This is a genomic window from Catenuloplanes niger (genome assembly GCF_031458255.1).
Classification (GTDB): domain Bacteria; phylum Actinomycetota; class Actinomycetes; order Mycobacteriales; family Micromonosporaceae; genus Catenuloplanes; species Catenuloplanes niger.
Window position 1 is genome coordinate 4,322,239 of record NZ_JAVDYC010000001.1, and the last position, 18,547, is coordinate 4,340,785.

Annotated in this window: 14 protein-coding genes; 5 read left to right on the forward strand and 9 right to left on the reverse strand. The window is 69.9% G+C overall.

Annotated features, from left to right (window positions below; all coding sequences use genetic code 11):
- Window positions 1–329 precede the first annotated feature (329 nt).
- The 9 genes from J2S44_RS19040 to rpmH all read right to left on the reverse strand — a co-directional run bounded on the left by J2S44_RS19040 (window position 330) and on the right by rpmH (window position 10,843).
- The gene (locus J2S44_RS19040) at window positions 330–689 is read right to left on the reverse strand and encodes a hypothetical protein (protein ID WP_310415652.1); all 360 of its coding nucleotides are present in this window, start codon (window positions 687–689) and stop codon (window positions 330–332) included.
- A 3,478-nt stretch (window positions 690–4,167) separates the two neighbouring features.
- Window positions 4,168–5,268, reverse strand: a complete 1,101-nt coding sequence (locus J2S44_RS19045; protein ID WP_310415655.1) for a ParB/RepB/Spo0J family partition protein — start codon at window positions 5,266–5,268, stop codon at window positions 4,168–4,170.
- 148 nt (window positions 5,269–5,416) lie between these two features.
- Window positions 5,417–6,394 (reverse strand): ParA family protein, encoded by a 978-nt coding sequence (locus J2S44_RS19050; RefSeq protein ID WP_374727997.1) that lies wholly within the window; start codon window positions 6,392–6,394, stop codon window positions 5,417–5,419.
- A gap of 903 nt (window positions 6,395–7,297) precedes the next feature.
- Complete coding sequence (gene rsmG, locus J2S44_RS19055; RefSeq protein WP_374727998.1) at window positions 7,298–8,095, reverse strand: 16S rRNA (guanine(527)-N(7))-methyltransferase RsmG; 798 nt, start codon at window positions 8,093–8,095, stop codon at window positions 7,298–7,300.
- Between the two features lie 54 nt (window positions 8,096–8,149).
- Window positions 8,150–8,722 (reverse strand): Jag family protein, encoded by a 573-nt coding sequence (locus tag J2S44_RS19060; protein WP_310415658.1) that lies wholly within the window; start codon window positions 8,720–8,722, stop codon window positions 8,150–8,152.
- A 102-nt stretch (window positions 8,723–8,824) separates the two neighbouring features.
- Complete coding sequence (gene yidC / locus J2S44_RS19065) at window positions 8,825–9,937, reverse strand: membrane protein insertase YidC (protein WP_310415661.1); 1,113 nt, start codon at window positions 9,935–9,937, stop codon at window positions 8,825–8,827.
- Window positions 9,930–10,214, reverse strand: a complete 285-nt coding sequence (yidD, locus tag J2S44_RS19070; protein WP_310415664.1) for a membrane protein insertion efficiency factor YidD — start codon at window positions 10,212–10,214, stop codon at window positions 9,930–9,932. Before yidD ends, yidC begins: the two co-directional genes overlap by 8 nt.
- Window positions 10,211–10,669: a ribonuclease P protein component gene (rnpA, locus tag J2S44_RS19075; RefSeq protein WP_310415667.1), complete on the reverse strand. Its 459-nt coding sequence runs from the start codon at window positions 10,667–10,669 to the stop codon at window positions 10,211–10,213. Before rnpA ends, yidD begins: the two co-directional genes overlap by 4 nt.
- A 36-nt stretch (window positions 10,670–10,705) precedes the next feature.
- A complete protein-coding gene (rpmH, locus tag J2S44_RS19080) occupies window positions 10,706–10,843 on the reverse strand; it encodes a 50S ribosomal protein L34 (protein WP_307242019.1) in 138 nt (45 codons plus the stop codon).
- A gap of 634 nt (window positions 10,844–11,477) precedes the next feature.
- Between rpmH and dnaA the strand changes: the two genes are divergently transcribed.
- The 5 genes from dnaA to J2S44_RS19105 all read left to right on the forward strand — a co-directional run bounded on the left by dnaA (window position 11,478) and on the right by J2S44_RS19105 (window position 18,288).
- Window positions 11,478–13,439 carry a chromosomal replication initiator protein DnaA gene (gene dnaA, locus J2S44_RS19085; RefSeq protein WP_310415670.1) on the forward strand — a complete coding sequence of 654 codons (1,962 nt, stop codon included), beginning with the start codon at window positions 11,478–11,480 and terminating at the stop codon, window positions 13,437–13,439.
- 1,024 nt (window positions 13,440–14,463) lie between these two features.
- Window positions 14,464–15,597 carry a DNA polymerase III subunit beta gene (gene dnaN, locus J2S44_RS19090; RefSeq protein ID WP_310415672.1) on the forward strand — a complete coding sequence of 378 codons (1,134 nt, stop codon included), beginning with the start codon at window positions 14,464–14,466 and terminating at the stop codon, window positions 15,595–15,597.
- 34 nt (window positions 15,598–15,631) lie between these two features.
- Window positions 15,632–16,501 carry a phosphogluconate dehydrogenase (NAD(+)-dependent, decarboxylating) gene (gnd, locus tag J2S44_RS19095; protein WP_310415674.1) on the forward strand — a complete coding sequence of 290 codons (870 nt, stop codon included), beginning with the start codon at window positions 15,632–15,634 and terminating at the stop codon, window positions 16,499–16,501.
- 82 nt (window positions 16,502–16,583) lie between these two features.
- Window positions 16,584–17,750 (forward strand): DNA replication/repair protein RecF, encoded by a 1,167-nt coding sequence (gene recF / locus J2S44_RS19100; RefSeq protein ID WP_310415677.1) that lies wholly within the window; start codon window positions 16,584–16,586, stop codon window positions 17,748–17,750.
- Window positions 17,740–18,288 (forward strand): DciA family protein, encoded by a 549-nt coding sequence (locus J2S44_RS19105; RefSeq protein ID WP_310415680.1) that lies wholly within the window; start codon window positions 17,740–17,742, stop codon window positions 18,286–18,288. Before recF ends, J2S44_RS19105 begins: the two co-directional genes overlap by 11 nt.
- The last annotated feature ends 259 nt before the right edge of the window (window positions 18,289–18,547 follow it).

Consider the following 18,547-nt stretch of genomic DNA (forward strand, 5'->3'; position numbering starts at 1 on the left):
TTGACCCGCGTCGGTTGGTTCGGACCGGCGCCGTCAACGGTGCGGGTCCCACGCGACAGCCGTACGAACGGCCGACGCGACGAGATCGTGACGGAAGAGAGGGGTACCGAGGAAGCCGGCCTGATCATCTCCAGCCCTGACACGCGTTGGTGGACCGGGGAAGCCTGCTTCGAATGCTGCTGTCAGCACACGCGGTTCAAACCGTCGTAGCGGACTGCGGACCGGCACATGCCCGCCTTCGTTGCCTGCGGCAGAACTCACGCGTGATTCTCCGCCGGTCCTGCCGGCTCGACCTGACTCGGGCGAATGCCCGGAATAGAGATCCGCCGTCAGCGACGCATCCGTGGTCGCGCCTGGTACGCAACCACGAGCGACCCCACCGCCAACCCGGTGATCACCGCCTGTGCCACTCTCGACGCCGGGGCACCCATCGGCAGGTAGTAACTGGCGTACCCGTTGGCGAGCGCGTCGGTCACCAAAATGAACGCGGCGAGATAGAGGCCCACCCGCCGCCGTTCAAGCAAGAGCCATGCCGCCACCGGATCAAGCACGGTGAGGGAAACGAAGTACGCCGCGAGCCACCCGGGCACCCACGGGTACGGCGGCCACCCGCCGGCCAATTGGACCGCATGAACGACACCGCCGTACGCCAGAACAAGCGCCTGACCAACCTCACCGCGACGACCCACCGAGGCACCCCTCGCCATCGCCGCTCCCACATCGCCCCATGGTGCCACCGCCACACACCCACTAGCTGAAGAAGCCAGCATCGCCCCGTACAGAAAAGTTGGATGGTTTGTGCTTACTGCCACCATGTCACGATGCACCCCGGCCGAAGCAGCGGCGCAACCGGCGAGTGCTCGACACAGCACCGGACGAACAGCACAGGGGAGTGCGGCGCGACGTGCCTTACTTCCGTTAGTCGCCGAGTGCCCGCGTTCGCCGGACCCGGACTCATGGCTCTACGGTGGCACGGCCCGTTCAACGCAGACTCCGTCTGAACCGTGGCCGTCGAGCCCCGGACACGGTCGGATGCCAGCCCTGTCCACCAATGCCTCGACAGCGACACCCCTCTGCCGTCGACGCCGAAGATCACCCGCGGCCTAACGCCACCTGACGCATATAGTCCGCTCCTGCCTCAAGCCCGGCGCTGCTAGCGCAAGTTGAGATCACGCAACTCGGCTGGCCGCGCCTGAGATTCCTCGGCGTCGGTCCTGCCGACTCTGACGACCACCCACCGGATAGCTTGCGGCCGACTCATCGCGACAATCAAGCTCGCACTCCTCCGTCCACCCGGATCCGCCTCCTAACCCAGCAACGGAGTCACCGCCCCGCGCCCCGCGCCCCGCGCCCCGCGCCCCGCGCCCCGCGCCCCGCGCCCCGCGCCCCGCGCCCCGCGCCCCGCGCCCCGCGCCCCGCGCCCCGCGCCCCGCGCCCCGCGCCCCGCGCCCCGCGCCCCGCGCCCCGCGCCCCGCGCCCCGCGCCCCGCGCCCCGCGCCCCGCGCCCCGCGCCCCGCGCCCCGCGCCCCGCGCGTTTCACGTGAAACCGTCGTGATCAACGTGCGTTGTGCGGCTGGTCTACGGCAGACGCTCGCCCTTGGCTAGGTCACATCGAAAGGCCATATGGGGAGGCCCGCGTAGGTCAGGGATCAGCTTGTCCGCATGGTGATGTGGGCGCATTTCTTCGGAGCGCGAGCAGCTGGACGGTGCGAACCAACCGCTCAGTCAGGAGCAGTGAAGGCTTCGAGTGCCCGTTGCGGTGTAGCGGATTAGCGTAAAGACGCATTGCCCGTAACGAGCAGAACGAACTGGCGGCTCGCGCTAAGGACGTTTTCAACGCCGGCATGGAGCCCCGTCGAGCAATGCGAGCTGCCTGGCAGCCCGGGGACCATCTCATGCTGAGAATCCACAGGCCGCCGCTGTCAACGGAGGAGGGAGTCATCCAGCCCTGTGCGGGTCAAGTCGCCGACGTGAGGCGTGCGGCGGATCCCGTGAATACGCACTTTGGTTCGGCTCCGTCCTGACATCCATGCGACCGACCCGATGGCCCAGAGGAGGGGTACTGCCTCCAGCGGTGCACTGCGCACGGCACCCCGTTTCACGTGAAACCCAGCAATCCGATGGCAGCGCACCTCGGAGCTTCACCAGGCGAGGCAGAGCCAGACGACGCCGGTGGGCACCGAGGGTGCTGCAGGGTTCCGCTCTTCACGGGCCTCACAACTGGATCGCTGTCTTGGCTAACGATGCGAAGACACCGGAGTTGAGCGCCGCTCGGCGTCTTCGAAAGCAGTCGCCGCGAGCAACTACACGGTCGACGGACACGGGCCAGGATGCCAGGCCTATAGGCTCGGGACGCTCCCGCCCACAGGTGAATCCAGGGACATACACCGACTGGCGGCGGTCGACGGAGTGCGATCACTGCGGAAAGCCTCCCGCACTCTAGATCGACCAACTGCTTGGAGAGCGGCCAGCAGACACGGATACCGCCACACTCTCTTCGCTGAACCTATGACCGGATTGCTTCAACGTTGGTCGCGTGATCCACCTGCGGGTCCATCCTGGCCCTAGCGGCTCCGTGCAGCACGCTTGGGGGGCAAGTATGGCTTCGCACGGCGGCTCGGCTCGCGTCAGTCAAGGTAGGTGAGGTGGCACGTCTGCCTGCGCTACGGCACCACCGCACTGTGCGGCATGAACAGCGTTGTCCGATGGGCCCACGGCACCATGCGGCGGGCTGTTTCACAGCACCATCCGGTGTGCGGCGTCACCCCGCTCAGTGCGGCACGCCGCCATGCCGCATGGTGGGCGCTATTCGGCTCAGCTGACTCAACCAGCTAGGCCGCTTAACTCAGCTGGCTCGGCTCGGTTTACCGGGCTCGGCTCGACCGGCTCGGTTTACCCGGTTCGGCTTGGCCGGTTCGGCTCGGCCGGCCCAGCCGACTCGGCCCAGCCGGGTAGACCGGCTCGACCTCACCCGGCGTAGTCCGGCACGACGCGACTTGGCAGGCGGGCCGATTCGCTGTACTACCTCGTGTGGCACGGCACAGCGCAATTGCTCGCCAGCGGCCCAATCCTTGCCGCGCGACGGAACCCGCCGCGCACCCCGCGTCCTTCAGGTTGGCGGAAGCCAACCGGGCCGATGCCGGTATGCGGGAGCCGTAACGGACTCGCTAGTGACGAGCGGGTGTACTTGGTCGCGGCTGGACACGAGTACGGCGGAGCTGCGTTCGTTGAGACGACTCGGCGCGGAGTGCCGCCGGAGATGGCGCCATCCAGATCCACTCCGAACCGCCCAGGTCTTACCAAGCCCGACTGCCCACCGATGGAGTCAGTTGACCGGACACGTCGCGGTAAGGCCCAGGCTAATCCGGTCCACCTGATGCAACGGCGCGCCGCGGTGAACGGACCGACGCCCACGCCATGCGGTGGGTATCCCCGAACTGACCGACGTTATGGAGTGCAGTTGTAGAAACACCTACGCCAGAACCCGCACTCCCGGACGTCGCCCTCCGGGATGCGATCCGGCGACCAAACATCTCCGGCCGCGACCTCCGCCCTGCGGCACGAAGTCCCGGGTTCGCAGACCCAGCTCTAGAGCGCTGGCTAGGGACCCACGCCTTGGTCGGCGAACTCGCTCGGAACCTCCGTTGGCTCAGCTTCGCCGGAGCGGCAGACAGCGCTGGCTATGGACGGCCAGCACGGCCAGACGACGGCGCACTCGATCCCGCGTACTCCCGGATGAGGCCACATCTCGGTCGCGACCGCGTCCGTCATCAGTCCCGTGAGCACCGCTCCAGCACCACGAACTCGAGCGCCCTCGCCATCCGACCGGCAGTTCGCCGAATGGGAGAAGCCCCGCTTCAGAGTGACGGACCGGCCCTCATGGCCGGCCACCTGATCCGCCCGCCCACTCGCGCAACGCGGCGAACCCCAGTTTCACGTGAAACACCGAACCAACCCGCTCAGATGATCTACAGCAGCACCGCGTGACCGACCCCTGGCACGGACACCCGCCCACACCGATCCGAAGCCCAGCGAGCCGCACAGACCGCCGCACGCACGCCTCACGTTCCACGTGAAACCGGCACCGCCGCTCTCCACGTACCCCCGGAAAAGCAAATCGGCCCGAAGGGCTGTTAGCCCTCCGAGCCGATCGGGGGTGTACGCCAATCAGGCCTCTTCGTCGCCGCGACGCTCGACGCCGATTATTCCGACGATGCGCTCCAGGTCATCCACGGTCGCGAACTCGATCGTGATCTTGCCCTTGCTGCGGCCGATGTCGACCTTGACGCGTGTGTCGAAGCGGTCCGAGAGCCGGTCCGCCAGGTCGGTCAGGGCCGGCGCGTGTGGCTTGGCGCGGCGCTGCGCGGCCTTCTTGGCGACCGGCCCATCGCTCAGCGCGAGCTGCACCAGTTCTTCGGTGCCGCGTACCGAGATGCCCTCGTTGACGATCCGCTTGGCCATCTCGTCCTGGGCGTCTGCGTCCTCCAGCGCCAGCAGTGCCCGCGCGTGCCCGGCGGAGAGGACCCCGGCGGCGACGCGGCGCTGGACCTGTGGCGGGAGGTTGAGGAGCCGGATGGTGTTGGAGATCTGGGGGCGGCTGCGGCCGATGCGGCGGGCCAGCTCGTCGTGGGTGGCGCCGAACTCCTCGAGCAGCTGCTGGTACGCGGCCGCCTCTTCGAGCGGGTTCAGGTTGGCGCGGTGGATGTTCTCCAGGAGGGCGTCGCGGAGCATCGCGTCGTCCTTGGTATCCCGGACGATCGCGGGGATGGTCTCCCGGCCGATCGCCTGGGCGGCACGCCACCGCCGCTCACCCATGACGAGTTCGTAGCTGCCGGGCTCGAGCTCGCGGACGACGATCGGCTGGAGGAACCCGACTTCCTGGATGGAGATCTTGAGTTCCTCCAGCGCCTCCTCGTCGAAGACGTGCCGGGGCTGCTTCGGGTTGGCGATGATGTCGTTGACCGAGATTTCGGCGAAGCGCGCGCCGGGGACGGGTGCGAGCACCGGCTCGTCGGGAACGGACTCAGCAGCCGGAGCCGGCGGTACGGGCGGCTCCGCGGCGGCCGGTTCCGACTCCACCGCGGGCGAGTCCGGTGCGGCCGGTGCCGAAGTGGCCGGTGCCGAAGCGGCGACCGCCGGCGCTGCCGGGGCTGGAGCCGGAGCCGGCGGTGCGGCCGGAGCGGGCACGGACACCGTCTCGGCCACAGGCGCGGTCGGGATCAGGGCTCCGAGTCCACGCCCGAGCCCGCCTTTAGGACCCTTCCTCATCTGCCCGCTTCTCCTTGCTCCGATGCCGCCACCGCCGCGCCACCCGCGACGGCCACCAAGTCGCCCGAATCAACCACACAGTGCCACACACCACGGGTCGGCGATGTAGCCGTCCCGGAACCGACCATGCTAAAGCGCGCCGCGGCGCCTACCCGTTGCGGCCCAGGTTTTCCGTGGCGCCCCGCTCGGCGATCTCGCGGGCGGCCTCGAAGTAGCTGGTGGCTCCGCGCGAGCCCGGGTCGTACGTGACGACGGACTGCCCGTAGCTGGGCGCCTCGGAGACGCGGACGTTGCGGGGGATGACGGCCTGCAGCACCTTGTCGCCGAAGTGGTTCCGCACGTCCTGCTCGACTGCGTCGGCCAGGCGGGTCCGCCGGTCGTACATGGTCAGCAGGATGGTGGAGACGTCGAGCGTCGGGTTCAGGTGCTGACGTACCAGGTTGATGTTGTTGATCAGCTGGTTGAGCCCTTCCAGCGCGTAGTACTCACACTGGATGGGGATCAGCACCTCCTGCGCGGCCACGAGCGCGTTGACCGTGAGCAGGCCGAGCGACGGCGGGCAGTCGATGAAGACGTAGTCGAACTGCTCGGGGTGGCTCTTGATCGCACGGGACAACCGCGACTCACGGGCGACCACGGAGACCAGCTCGATCTCGGCGCCGGCCAGGTCGATGGTCGCGGGCACGCACCAGAGGTTCGGAATGCCCTCGACGCCCTGGGCCACGTCGGCCAGCGGCACGTTGTCGATGAGGCAGTCGTAGACGTCCGGCACGCCCGCGTGGTGCGGCACGTTCAGACCCGTCGAGGCGTTGCCCTGCGGGTCGAGGTCGACCACGAGGACGCGGTTGCCGTGCAGCGCCAACGCGACCGCCAGGTTGACGGTCGTGGTGGTCTTGCCGACACCACCCTTTTGGTTGGCGACGCACATGATCCGGGGATGCGCCGGACGAGGCATGGTCACCTCGCCGCTGGGATTCAGGATCTGCACGGCGCGCAACGCCTCCATGGCCAAAGGAAGATCGACGTCGGCGGGAGCCGGCGTTTCACGTGAAACGTAGGGGTCGCTGTCTGTCTCAGTCGGCAGTTCGGGTCCGCCGTAGCCGTTTCCCACCCGCGGTTGCGGCACCGGATACTCCTCGCCCTCATATCCACCCGGTCCTACCGGGGCGGGATCAATCCTGCCGTACGAGGGCTCGCCCGGCGAGCCGTCATAGCGCGTTTCACGTGAAACAGGGTAAGAGGAGGAGCCTGGGTAGCTTCCGTAGTCCTGCACCGTGTCATCCCTGCCAAATTCGGATGAGTCCACACTATCGACGCGCGGCCAGCCTACGGCGGTGGGGCGCCCATGGCCACGCCCATCCGGACCATGTTTCACGGGAAACGAGAGACCTTCGGAACTGAAGACCATGAACCCGGGCGTCAGCCGCAGTACGCCGGAGCAGTGCGCCTCGCAGTCCGGCCACCCGGTGCCGTCCGGCGCCTCCAGCAGCGGGTCGATCTCGGGCGGCGGCCGGAGGCCGGAGGCCAGCCGGGACGCGAGCGACGCGGACAGCGGCGCGGTGAAGGTCGCCGGAAGGAGCGGAACCGCCGCCACCGGTACGGCGACCGGTGCCGGAAACCCCGGGACACGCGCGGCCGGCGCCGGAGCGGAGGCCTCGGTGTCCACGGGAACGGCATCCAGCGGGCTGGAGGAGAGCAGACCGGGCGCCGACCGTCTCGCGGCCGGCGCGCCCACGACGCCTCCCACCGTCCCACCCGCGCCGCGGACGGAACCGGACGCCGCACCACGGAGTCCCACCGACCGCACGGATGCGTCCGGACCACCCGGCAGCCCGGACGGATCCGCGGTCTGCCCGCGTCCCCGCTTCTTCCGGGACGGGCGGCCGGCCGCGGCCACCTCACCGGGCGCGGCCCGGGAAGCCTCACCCGCACCGCTGCCGGAAACGGCCGGCATGCCGGGAGCCGGCGAGGGTGGCACCGCCGAACGCCCGCCGCTGGCCTTCCGCTTACCGCGCCGCCGACCCCGCATCTAGCCCCTCCGTCTCCTCCCGTTCCCGGAGGCACCGCCGGCCCTGGACGCGGACCGGCGCTCCGGACGGGACGCCTTCCCCGACCGTGCCGGCACGACCGCCCGCTCCCGGACGATCTCCACCACGGTCGTCGGCGCGTCGAGGAGGGACTCCCCGCACAGCCGGACGACCGGCGTGGAACCACCCAGCCGGCTCACCGCGCTCTGATGCTCCGCGATCTCCTCCGCGGCTGACGACCCCTTGAGGGCCAGCAGCCGCCCGCCGACGGCGGTGAGGGGCAGGCACCAGCCCGCGAGCCGGTCAAGCGGCGCGACCGCCCGTGCGGTGACGACGTCGGCGGGGGAGAGGGGACTCCCGACGACCTCCTCGGCGCGGCCCCGGATCACCGTGGTGGTGTCGTCCAGGCCCAGCGCCGTCACCGCTTCCGCCAGGAAGGCGGTCCGTCGTGCCAGTGGCTCGACCAGCGCGATCGTGAGATCAGGACGGGCCACCGCTAGCACGATACCGGGCAAACCGGCCCCAGAGCCGACGTCGACGACGGAAGCGCCGGAAGGGATTAGCTCGGCGAGCGCGGCACAGTTCAGCAGGTGCCGTTCCCAGATGCGCGGCGCCTCGCGCGGGCCGATCAGCCCGCGCACCACGCCATCGGTGCCCAGCAGGTGCGCGAAGCGCGCGGCCAGCTCCAGTCGCGGCCCGAACAACGCCTCGGCCGCCGGCCGCAACGCGTCCGGAAGCGACAGATCAAGGTCCTCCGCCGGTACGGCCGACGCCGCGGAGGACGGAGAGTCAGACGACAGCGGCTCGGAAGGCACGACGCCCTCCGAGCCGCTGGAAGCGGATTCGCGCACGGATCAGTCGACCGGCCGCACGACGATGCGACGGCTGGGCTCCACGCCCTCCGACTCGCTCTCCACGCCGGACGCCGCGTTGATCACGTCGTGCACGCACTTGCGCTCGAACGCGGACATCGGCTCGAGCCGGACCGGCTCGCCGTGCTCGCGCACCTTCTCGATCGCGTTGCGCGCGACCGCGGCGAGCTCCTTGCGCCGCGCGTTGCGGTAGCCGCCGACGTCGAGCAGCAGCCGGCTCGGCGTCCCGGTGGCCCGGAAGATCGCCAGCCGGGTCAGCTCCTGGAGCGCCTCCAGGGTCGCGCCGCGCTGTCCGACGAGCGGCTGCAGCCGTCCGCCGACGACCTCGACCATCGGGCGACCCGCGGAGACCAGCTCGTCGATGTCGCCGTCGTAGTCGAGGATGTCCAGCAGACCCTCGACGTAGTCCGCGGCGATCTCGCTCTGCCGGAACAGGTCACTGTCGGACGGGCCTTCCGATTCCTTGGTCTCCTCGCTGTCCTCGTCCGCGCGCTCGGCGACGGCCTCCTCGGTCTCGAGGTCCTGGTCAGCGTGGGGAGTGCTGGTATCGGTCACGGTGTCATCTCCGTACTCGCTGGGCCGGACCGTCACCGGTCCGCTGGTTCCCCGGCGCCCCGGCCGCGCGGGCCGGGACGTCGGGCACGTTTATGGGGGTCGTCAGCCCTTGGGCTTCGCCGACGGGTTGCTCTTCTTCGCCCGGACTCCACCCGTACGCCCGACCGCGTTCTTGCCGGGCGTGCCGCCCGACTTGGCCGGCGTGGCGGTGGCGCCGTTCGCCTGGGTCTTGGTGGCCTGGGCCGCCTTGCCCGGACGGACCGGCTTGGCGCCCGGCTTGGGGGCGAGCGCCTTGGTGTCGACGGACGGCTTGACGGGCTCGACCGGCGCGCTCTTGCGCCCGAAGAGACCGGTCTTGGCGGGCTCGCTCTGGCGGGACGCGGCGGAGCCACCGGTCCGGCCGGCCGTGGCGGTGACCGGCGGCGGGAACTTCCGGAGGACCCACTGCTGCTGAGCGAGGGTGACGAGGTTGTTCGACACCCAGTAGATGATCACACCAATCGGGAACAAATAGCCCGAAACAAGCAGAGAAAGCGGAATTCCGTACAGCATCAGGCGCTGGATCATCTTCTGCTGCGGGTCTTCCGCCCAGCCGGTCTTCAGGATCATCTGGCGGCTGGTGAGGTACGTGGTCGCCATCATGATCAGGACCAGGAGGCCGGCGACGATCATCACGGTGACGCGGTTGGCGCCCAGCCGGACCAGCTCGTCCGTGGTCGAGCCGAACTTGCCGGCGATCGGCACGGTGAAGAGCTTCGCGTTGGCCGCGCCGTCGAACTGCTCCGCGGTCCATCCGTACAGCGTCTTGTTCATCTTGGCCGGGTCCAGGCGCCGGAGCACGTGGAAGAGGCCGAAGAAGACCGGGATCTGGATGAACATCGGAAGGCAACCCATCAGCGGGTTCGCCTTCTCCTTGCGGTAGAGCTCGACCATCTCCTTCTGGAGGGTCTCGCGGTCACCCTTGTGCTTGTCCTGCAGCGCCTTGAGCTGCGGCTGGAGGGCCTGCACCGCGCGCTGGGACTTGATCTGCTTGACGAAGACCGGAAAGAGCACCACGCGAACCGTGACGACCAGGAAGATGATCGCGAGGATCCAGGACCAGTTGGTGCCGAGGATGGTGGTCTCGGGGACGCCGATGAAGTCCCAGGCGGCGTGCCACTTCAGCAGGATCCATGAGATCGCCCAGTAGATCGGGTCCAGGCTAAAGTCAAACAATTCCGGCTCCAGTCACATTCGCGCGACGGCGGTCCGGGTCGGGCACCGGGTCGAATCCGCCAGGATGGAAGGGGTGGCAGCGCAGCAGCCGCCAGATCGCGAGCCGGCTCCCCCGCAGTGCTCCGTGCCGCGTGACCGCCTCCAGGGCGTATGCGCTGCACGACGGATAGAAACGACAGCGTGCCGGCAGCGCCGGGCTTATCCACTGACGGTACGCGATGACGCAGCGCGCCAGCACACGGGCCGCGAGCGTGGGCGGACGCTCGGTATCGCTCATCCGGCACCATCCCTGCGTCGCTTCGCACCGTCTGACTGGCGGCCGGCACGCGGGGCGACAGCGGCCCGCAACGCCGCATCAAGATCAAGACCAAGTTGTGGGTACGTCGCCCGCGCGGCCCCCGGCTGCGCGCGTACGACCAGCGTGGCACCGGCCGGCAGCGCGTCGAGCCGCTCCCGCACGAGGTGGCGGAGGCGACGGCGGACCCGGTTGCGGACGACCGCGTTGCCGACCGCTTTGGAAACGACGAAGCCGGCGCGCGCCGCCACGGCGGCGTGCACCGGCTCGATCGCCTCGTGCTGCTGCACTGAACCCTCGGTCCCCTCGACGCCCACGGTTTCCGTGGACGCGAGGTGGAGGTGGACGACGACGGATCCGCGCGCGGCCCGACGGCCAGCGCGGATCGCTACGGCGAAGTCGCTGCTACGCCGCAGTCGCTGCGCTGCGGCCAACACGACTGACCTGCCCCCTCCTGACCGGCGGGCCGGACGTCAGGCAGACAGCTTGGCGCGGCCCTTGCCGCGGCGCGCGGAAACGATCGCGCGACCGGCACGGGTGCGCATCCGCAGCCGGAAACCATGGGTCTTGGCGCGGCGGCGGTTGTTCGGCTGGAAGGTGCGCTTGCTCACGTCAAACTCCGTCTTCGTACGGCCCGAGCACGCTCTGCGAGCCGGAGGTCGTCTGTCCCTGCGTTCCCCGAGGCCGGAGGTGATCTTGCAAACGGCCCGAAGTCTCTGGTCAATGCTAACCGGCCGCACCAGGAGTCGTCCGGCGGGCCGTCACGGCCAGCCGATTAGCCTGCCCAGAGTACGCGGGTGCACCACCGGGCGTCAAAACGCGCCGGCCGGGCACACCGCCGGTGAACTGCGGGTACTCCCTACCCGGGCCGCCCGGCACGGTCCGGCGGTTGATGCTGCGGGGCCATCGCTGTTAGCGTGCCCGTTTGCCGGTGACGACATCGGCGGCCCGGCCGCCGGCGCGCCGGGCGGCCAGAACCGGACGAGGGGGAAAGTCGTTCGGCACGGTGGACCCTTCATCCGCGCCACCGCAGCTCGGCCGGTCTCACCAGCAACGGACGGTAAGCCACAATCGGTCGGTACACAGGGTGTGGATAACCTGTGGACGACGGTCGTGAAGAACGTGGGTAGCAGCAGTGTCGGCGGGGGGCCGACAGCAGACCCGCGGTCCCGCGACCACAGGACGACAGCGGCAACCGGCCGGCAGGCGACCGGTGATGTCGGGAGCGATGGGGGTGGCGGGACGGTGGCCGACACGGTCGACCTGGCCTCGGTGTGGAGCGCCGCAACCGACGATCTCGCCGATGAGATCGTGTCGGCGCAGCAGCGCGCCTACCTCCGCCTGACCCGGCTGCGCGCGATCGTCGAGGACACCGCGCTGCTCTCCGTGCCGGACGCGTTCACCCGGGACGTGATCGAGTCGCGGCTGCGCCCGGCGATCACCGACGCGCTCTCCCGCCGGCTCGGCCGCCCGATACAGGTGGCGGTCACGGTCCGGCCGCCCGAGGACGGCGCCGGGCGTCCGGCCGGGACGATCTACGGTTCGCCGTCACCTCCGCCGGAGCCCGCACCGTCCTATCCGGAGCGGGACGCGCTGTTCGACCCGCCGGTCGCGGACCAGGCGCACGACTACTCCCGCCCGGAGAACACCTACTCCCGTCCGGAGCACGACTACTCCCGCTCGGAACGTGACTACTCCCGTTCCGAGCGGGACTACTCCCGCGCGGAGTACGCGGACGAGCGCGGCACCGAGCCGGAGACCGCGCCGATCTCGCCGAACGGCGCCCGCCGGGAGAGCACGCCGGAGCCGCCGGCCGCCCGGGACGAGCCGCAGGCCGCGCTGTTCGCCGCGCCGCCACGGGCGGAGTCCCCGGCACCGGCCGCGGAGCCGCGCATGCCGCAGCCCGACGCCCACCCGCCGTACCAGCCCGCGCAGGTGCACGAGCGGCCCGAGCCGCCGCGCCGCGACGAGGGCCGCCAGCGGGCGAACGCGTTCAACGACGACACCCCGCCGCCGTTCGGCCGTGAACCACGGGCGGCCGCGCCGCCGATGGCCGACGACCCCGCGGACACCGGGCCCGGCGACAGCGGTCCGGGCCGTACCGTGCGGGAACTCCGCCCCGGTGTGACCGGCGGCCCCGGTGGCCTCGACCGGGCGCGTCCCGGCGGTGAGTCCGGCGGCAACCGGCTGAACCCGAAGTACATGTTCGAGACGTTCGTCATCGGTTCCTCGAACCGGTTCGCGCACGCCGCGTCCGTGGCGGTGGCCGAGTCCCCGGCGAAGGCGTACAACCCGCTGTTCATCTACGGCAGCTCGGGGCTGGGCAAGACGCACCTGCTGCACGCGATCGGCCACTACGCCACCACGCTCGGCCACGCGCGCTCGGTGCGGTACGTGTCGACCGAGGAGTTCACGAACGAGTTCATCAACTCGCTCCGGGACGACAAGACCAGTGCGTTCCAGCGCCGTTACCGGGACACCGACATCCTCCTGATCGACGACATCCAGTTCCTGGTGAGCCGGGAGCGGACGCAGGAGGAGTTCTTCCACACGTTCAACACGCTGCACAACGCGAACAAGCAGATCGTCATCTCCTCGGACCGGTCGCCGAAGCAGCTGACCACGCTGGAGGACCGGCTGCGGACCCGCTTCGAGTGGGGTCTGCTGGCCGACATCCAGCCGCCGGACCTGGAGACGCGGATCGCGATCCTGCAGAAGAAGGCCGCGCAGGAGCGCCTGCTCGCGCCACCGGACGTGCTGGAGTTCATCGCGTCCCGGATCTCGTCCTCGATCCGGGAGCTGGAGGGCGCGCTGATCCGGGTGACCGCGTTCGCGAGCCTCACCCGGTCGCCGGTGGCGCTGTCGCTGGCCGAGGAGGTGCTGCGGGACTTCATCCCGGACGGCGCCGGCCCGGAGATCAACGCCGACCAGATCATGGTGTCGACCTCGGAGTACTTCGGGGTGAGCCTGGAGGACCTGCGCGGCCACTCGCGCTCCCGGGTGCTGGTCAACGCGCGCCAGGTGGCCATGTACCTGTGCCGGGAGCTGACCGACCTGTCGCTGCCCCGGATCGGCCAGGCGTTCGGCGGCCGCGACCACACCACGGTGATGCACGCGGACCGGAAGATCCGGCAGCAGATGGCGGAGCGGCGGTCGCTCTACAACCAGATCGCCGAGCTGACCAACCGGATCAAGCAGAACTCGTAGCCCCGGGATCGTCCGGACGGCGCCCGATGGCGCCTCGTCCGGGTCCGCGGTAGGCCGTTACTCAACTGTTACCAGGGCGTTCGCCCCACCCCGAGTCGCGCGGGTGCGGTGGGCGCCCTTTGTCGTGTCCGAAGTTATCCCCAGAAGTTATCCACCGCTTGTCCACTGCGTGTCGGCTCCGTCCACAGGCATCCACAGATCTTGACGGTTTTCCACAGGTATCTATCCACAATCTGTGGACACGCAGGTCGCAAGTGCGCATGCCGGAATTCCCATATCCACAGGTGGGCACCTCTATCCACATCCTCCGATCGGTTGGTTGTCCACACTGTCCACACACTGTCCACAAGCCATCCACCGGAGTTATGCACAGTCGGTGGATAACTCCGTCGAGGGTTGTCCACAGCTGGGGATAACTTCTGTGGAAACGACTGTGGATGTGCACACGCAGTAATCGGTTGTCCCCAGGTGTTGATCTCGTGTGCATATCCTGTTGAAGGTTCTGGGGATAACTCTTATGCACAGGGGGCCGCGCGCCCGAGCCGTAATCCACACCTGTGGGGAAACCCGGTGGACAACCGGTGGATAACCGGGGTTACGCAGTGGATAACCCGGAGGCCCTCAGACGGCCTGTGGAGAACTTGCCGAGTTATACCCCGGTTCTCCACAGCATAATCACCGGTGGATAACTTCCTGACCTGCAAAAACTCGGGTTATCCCCAGAATCCACAGCACCGATGACTACGACTCTCTTTATTTCTAGAAATAAGAAAGATCAATCATCGGCTTGTGGAGGATCTTGAACTCGCGCTTCGCCTCGCAAGATCCAGGACGCACCGAGGAGGAGCTGGCGGATGGCGCGAACGGCCGGGGGCGGGGGAGCGGAGGTCATCGGGGCGACCTAAGGTTCGGTAGGTCAGGGCCGGGCACCCGGTCCGCACAGGGTCTGGCCCGCGTACCCACCTCTTGGCGCTGGACCGGCAGAATAGGGATGCCCAACCAGTCGACCCGGAGGCACGTGGCCATGAAGTTCCGAGTGGAGCGCGACGCGCTCGCCGACGCCGTGGCGTGGACCGCCAAGAGCCTGCCCAGCCGGCCGTCCGTGCCGGTGCTCGCCGGCGTGATGCTGCGGGTCACCGACGGCGTGCTGCAGGTCTCGGGTTTCGACTACGAGGTCTCCAGCCAGGTGAGCGTCGACGTGCAGGGCGACTCCGACGGCGCCGCGCTCGTCTCCGGCCGCCTGCTCGCCGAGATCACCAAGGCGCTCCCGGCCAAGCCGGTGGACATCGCCGCGGTCGGCCCGCACCTGGAGCTGGTCTGCGGCAGCGCGCGGTTCACGCTCCCGACCATGCCGGTCGAGGACTACCCGAGCCTGCCGGACATGCCGGCCAGCGCCGGCACCGTCGACGCGGCCGCGTTCGCCGCCGCGGTCAGCCAGGTGGCCATCGCCGCCGGTCGGGACGAGACGCTGCCGATGATGACCGGCGTGCGCCTGGAGCTGACCGGCACGACGCTGGCCATGCTCGCCACCGACCGCTACCGGCTCGCCATGCGCGAGATCGAGTGGTCGCCCGAGGACCCTGAGATCAACATCAACGCGCTCGTGCCGGCGAAGACCCTCAACGACACGGCGAAGACGCTCGGCCCGCTGGGCGGTCAGGTCACCCTGGCCCTCGCCCAGGGCGGCGCGGGCGAGGGCATGATCGGTTTCGCCGGCGGGACCCGCCGGACGACGAGCCGGTTGCTGGACGGCGCCAACTACCCGCCGGTCCGGTCGCTGTTCCCCGCGACGCACAACGCGCAGGCGCGGGTGTCGGTCTCCGCACTCCAGGAGGTCACCCGCCGCGTGGCGCTCGTCGCCGAGCGCACCACCCCCATCCTGCTCAGCTTCAGCGAGGACGGTCTCGTCGTCGAGGCCGGCGGCACCGAGGAGGCGCGGGCCAGCGAGGCCATGGACGCCACCTTCACCGGCGAGGCGCTGACCATCGGCTTCAACCCGCAGTACCTGTTGGACGGGTTGAACCAGCTGAACGCGCCGACCGCCGTGCTGTCGTTCGTCGACGCGTTCAAACCGGCCGTGTTGTCCCCCGCGAGCGAAGACGGCGAGATCATTACTGGGTATCGCTACCTGATCATGCCGATCCGGGTAACCCGCTGATACGCGGAAGCTGAACAACTGCAAGGGGGACGAAATGCAACTCGGCCTGGTTGGTTTAGGCCGGATGGGCGGCAACATGCGGGAACGCATCCGTGCCGCCGGTCACGACGTGGTCGGTTACGACCCGCGGCCCGAGATCAGCGACGCAGCGAGCCTGGCGGAGCTGGTCGAGAAGCTCGCGGCGCCACGGGTCGTCTGGGTGATGGTCCCGTCCGGCGTCACCGAGGACATCATCGAGCAGCTCGGTGGCCTGCTGTCCGCCGGTGACATCGTCATCGACGGCGGGAACTCCAAGTTCAGCGACGACGGCCCGCGGGCGGAGAAGCTCGGCGCGCTCGGCATCGGTTACATGGACGTCGGCGTCTCCGGCGGCGTCTGGGGCGTCAGCAACGGCTACGCGCTGATGGTCGGCGGCGACAAGAAGCACGTCGACCACTGCATGCCGATCTTCGAGGCGCTCAAGCCGGAGGGCGAGTTCGGGTTCGCGCACGCGGGTCCGGTCGGCGCCGGTCACTACTCGAAGATGGTCCACAACGGCATCGAGTACGGGCTGATGCACGCGTACGCCGAGGGCTACGAGCTGCTCAAGGCGTCCGAGCTGGTGCACAACGTGCCCGAGGTGTTCAAGAGCTGGCGTGAGGGCTCGGTGGTCAAGTCCTGGCTGCTCGACCTGCTCGACCGCGCGCTCGACGAGGACCCCGAGCTGGCCAACATCAAGGGCTACGCGGAGGACACCGGCGAGGGCCGCTGGACCGTCGAGGAGGGCATCCGCCTCGCGGTCCCGATGAACGTCATCGCCGCGTCGCTGTTCGCCCGGTTCACGTCCCGCCAGGACGACTCGCCGGCCATCAAGGCCGTCGCCGCCCTGCGCAACCAGTTCGGCGGTCACGCCGTCAAGAGGTAGGTCCGGGCCGGGCGGGGGTGTGCGCGACAATCGAGACGCGACACACCCCCGTCGGCTTTTCAACGGCAAAGGATCTCCCTGGATGTACGTCCGCCGGCTCGAACTCGTCGACTTCCGCTCGTACGAGCGCGTCGCCGTCGACCTCGAACCCGGCGGCACCGTCCTGGTCGGCTCGAACGGCGTCGGCAAGACGAACCTGATCGAGGCGCTCGGCTACGTCGCCACGCTCGGCAGTCACCGGGTCGCGATGGACGCGCCGCTGGTCCGGTTCGGCGCCTCCGCCGCGGTCGTCCGCTGCGCGATCGTGCACGACGGCCGTGAGCTGCTGGTCGAGCTGGAGATCGTGCCCGGCCGGGCGAACCGGGCCCGCCTCGGCCGCTCACCGGTCCGCCGGTCCCGCGACATCCTCGGCGCGCTGCGGCTCGTGCTGTTCGCGCCGGAGGACCTGGAGCTGGTCCGCGGTGATCCCGGCGAGCGCCGGAAGTACCTCGACGACCTGCTGGTCGCGCGCCAGCCACGGTTCGCCGGCGTGCGCGCCGACTACGAACGGGTGGTCAAACAGCGCAACGCCCTGCTGCGCACGTCCTACCAGCGCCGCAAGTGGGCCGGCGGCGACCGGGACGGCGCCGACCTGGCCACGCTCGAGGTGTGGAACGCGCAGCTCGCCCGGCACGGCGCGGAGCTGCTCGCCGGCCGCCTGGAGCTGTGCGCCGCGCTCGGCCCGCACATCGCGAAGGCGTACGACGCGGTCGCGGCCGGCAAGGGAGCGGCCGCCATCGCGTACAAGATCGGTTCCTCCGGCCGCGGCACCGAACGGCTCAGCGACCCGCCCAGCCCGCTGCCGGACCGGGCCGGACTGGAGACGCTGCTGGCCGGCATGCTCGCGGACGCGCGCCCCGCCGAGATCGACCGCGGCACCACGCTGGTCGGCCCGCACCGCGACGACATCCTGCTCACGCTCGGCGACCTCCCGGCCAAGGGCTACGCGAGCCACGGCGAGTCCTGGTCGTTCGCGCTCGCGCTCCGCCTCGCCGCCTACGACCTGCTGCGGGACGACGGCATCGAGCCCGTGCTGGTCCTCGACGACGTCTTCGCCGAGCTCGACGCGGGCCGCCGCACCCGCCTCGCCGACCTCGTCGCCGGCGCGGCCCAGCTGCTGGTCACCTGCGCGGTCGCCGAGGATGTCCCGGAGGCGCTGCGCGGCGCCCGATACGCCGTGACCGAGGGGGAGGTGCACCGTGTCGCATGATCAACCGCTACCGGACCCGCTGGAACCACCGGACGGCCTGCAGGGCCCCGAGCTCGCCCGTGCCGTACTGGACGCCGCCAAGGCCCGCCGCGAGAACGCCCGCACGCAGCGGCGCGGCCAGCCCCGCCCCGGCGCCGAATCCGGCCGCCGGCTGCGCGGCTACTCCGGCCCCGGCCCCGACCCGCGCGACCCGCAGCTGCTCGGCAGCATGCTCAACCGCCTGGTCCAGACCCGCGGCTGGCAGCGCCCCACCGCCGAGGCCTCGATCTTCGGCTCCTGGGAGAAGATCGTCGGCGCGGACGTCGCCGCACACAGCCGCCCGGTCAAACTCGAGAACGGCGAACTCACCGTCGAAGCCGAGTCGACCGCCTGGGCCACCCAACTCCGCCTGCTCGCCGCCGGCCTGATCAAGCGCATCGCCGGCGAGGTCGGCCACGGCGTGGTCAAGAAACTCCACATCCACGGCCCCGCCGCCCCGAGCTGGAGCAAGGGCCCCCGCCGCGTCCGGGGCCGCGGCCCCCGCGACACCTACGGCTGAACCACCCCAACTTCGCAAACCCCGACCCCGATATTCCCGCTTCCGGCGTGGTCACGCCGGGCGTGCTCCCGCGGGCCAACCGCGCGGCGTCCTCCGACTCCGCTGGCGCTCCGCTCCGGACGCCACGGCGGAGCCGGTCCCAGCCCACTCCACCAAACCGCAACCCCACCCCCTCCCCTTCCCAGCCACGCCCCACTCCACCCCCAATTCCCCGGCGTCCCGCACCCGGCCCGGCGTCCGTTGCCCCGCGCTCCCGCGG

Excerpts from the sequence above, each read along its gene's own strand:
- recF (WP_310415677.1), top strand. The coding sequence starts at position 16,584 with ATGTACGTCCGCCGGCTCGAACTCGTCGACTTCCGCTCGTACGAGCGC.
- J2S44_RS19045 (WP_310415655.1), bottom strand. The coding sequence starts at position 5,268 with ATGAGGAAGGGTCCTAAAGGCGGGCTCGGGCGTGGACTCGGAGCCCTG.
- dnaN (WP_310415672.1), top strand. The coding sequence starts at position 14,464 with ATGAAGTTCCGAGTGGAGCGCGACGCGCTCGCCGACGCCGTGGCGTGG.
- yidD (WP_310415664.1), bottom strand. The coding sequence starts at position 10,214 with ATGAGCGATACCGAGCGTCCGCCCACGCTCGCGGCCCGTGTGCTGGCG.
- gnd (WP_310415674.1), top strand. The coding sequence starts at position 15,632 with ATGCAACTCGGCCTGGTTGGTTTAGGCCGGATGGGCGGCAACATGCGG.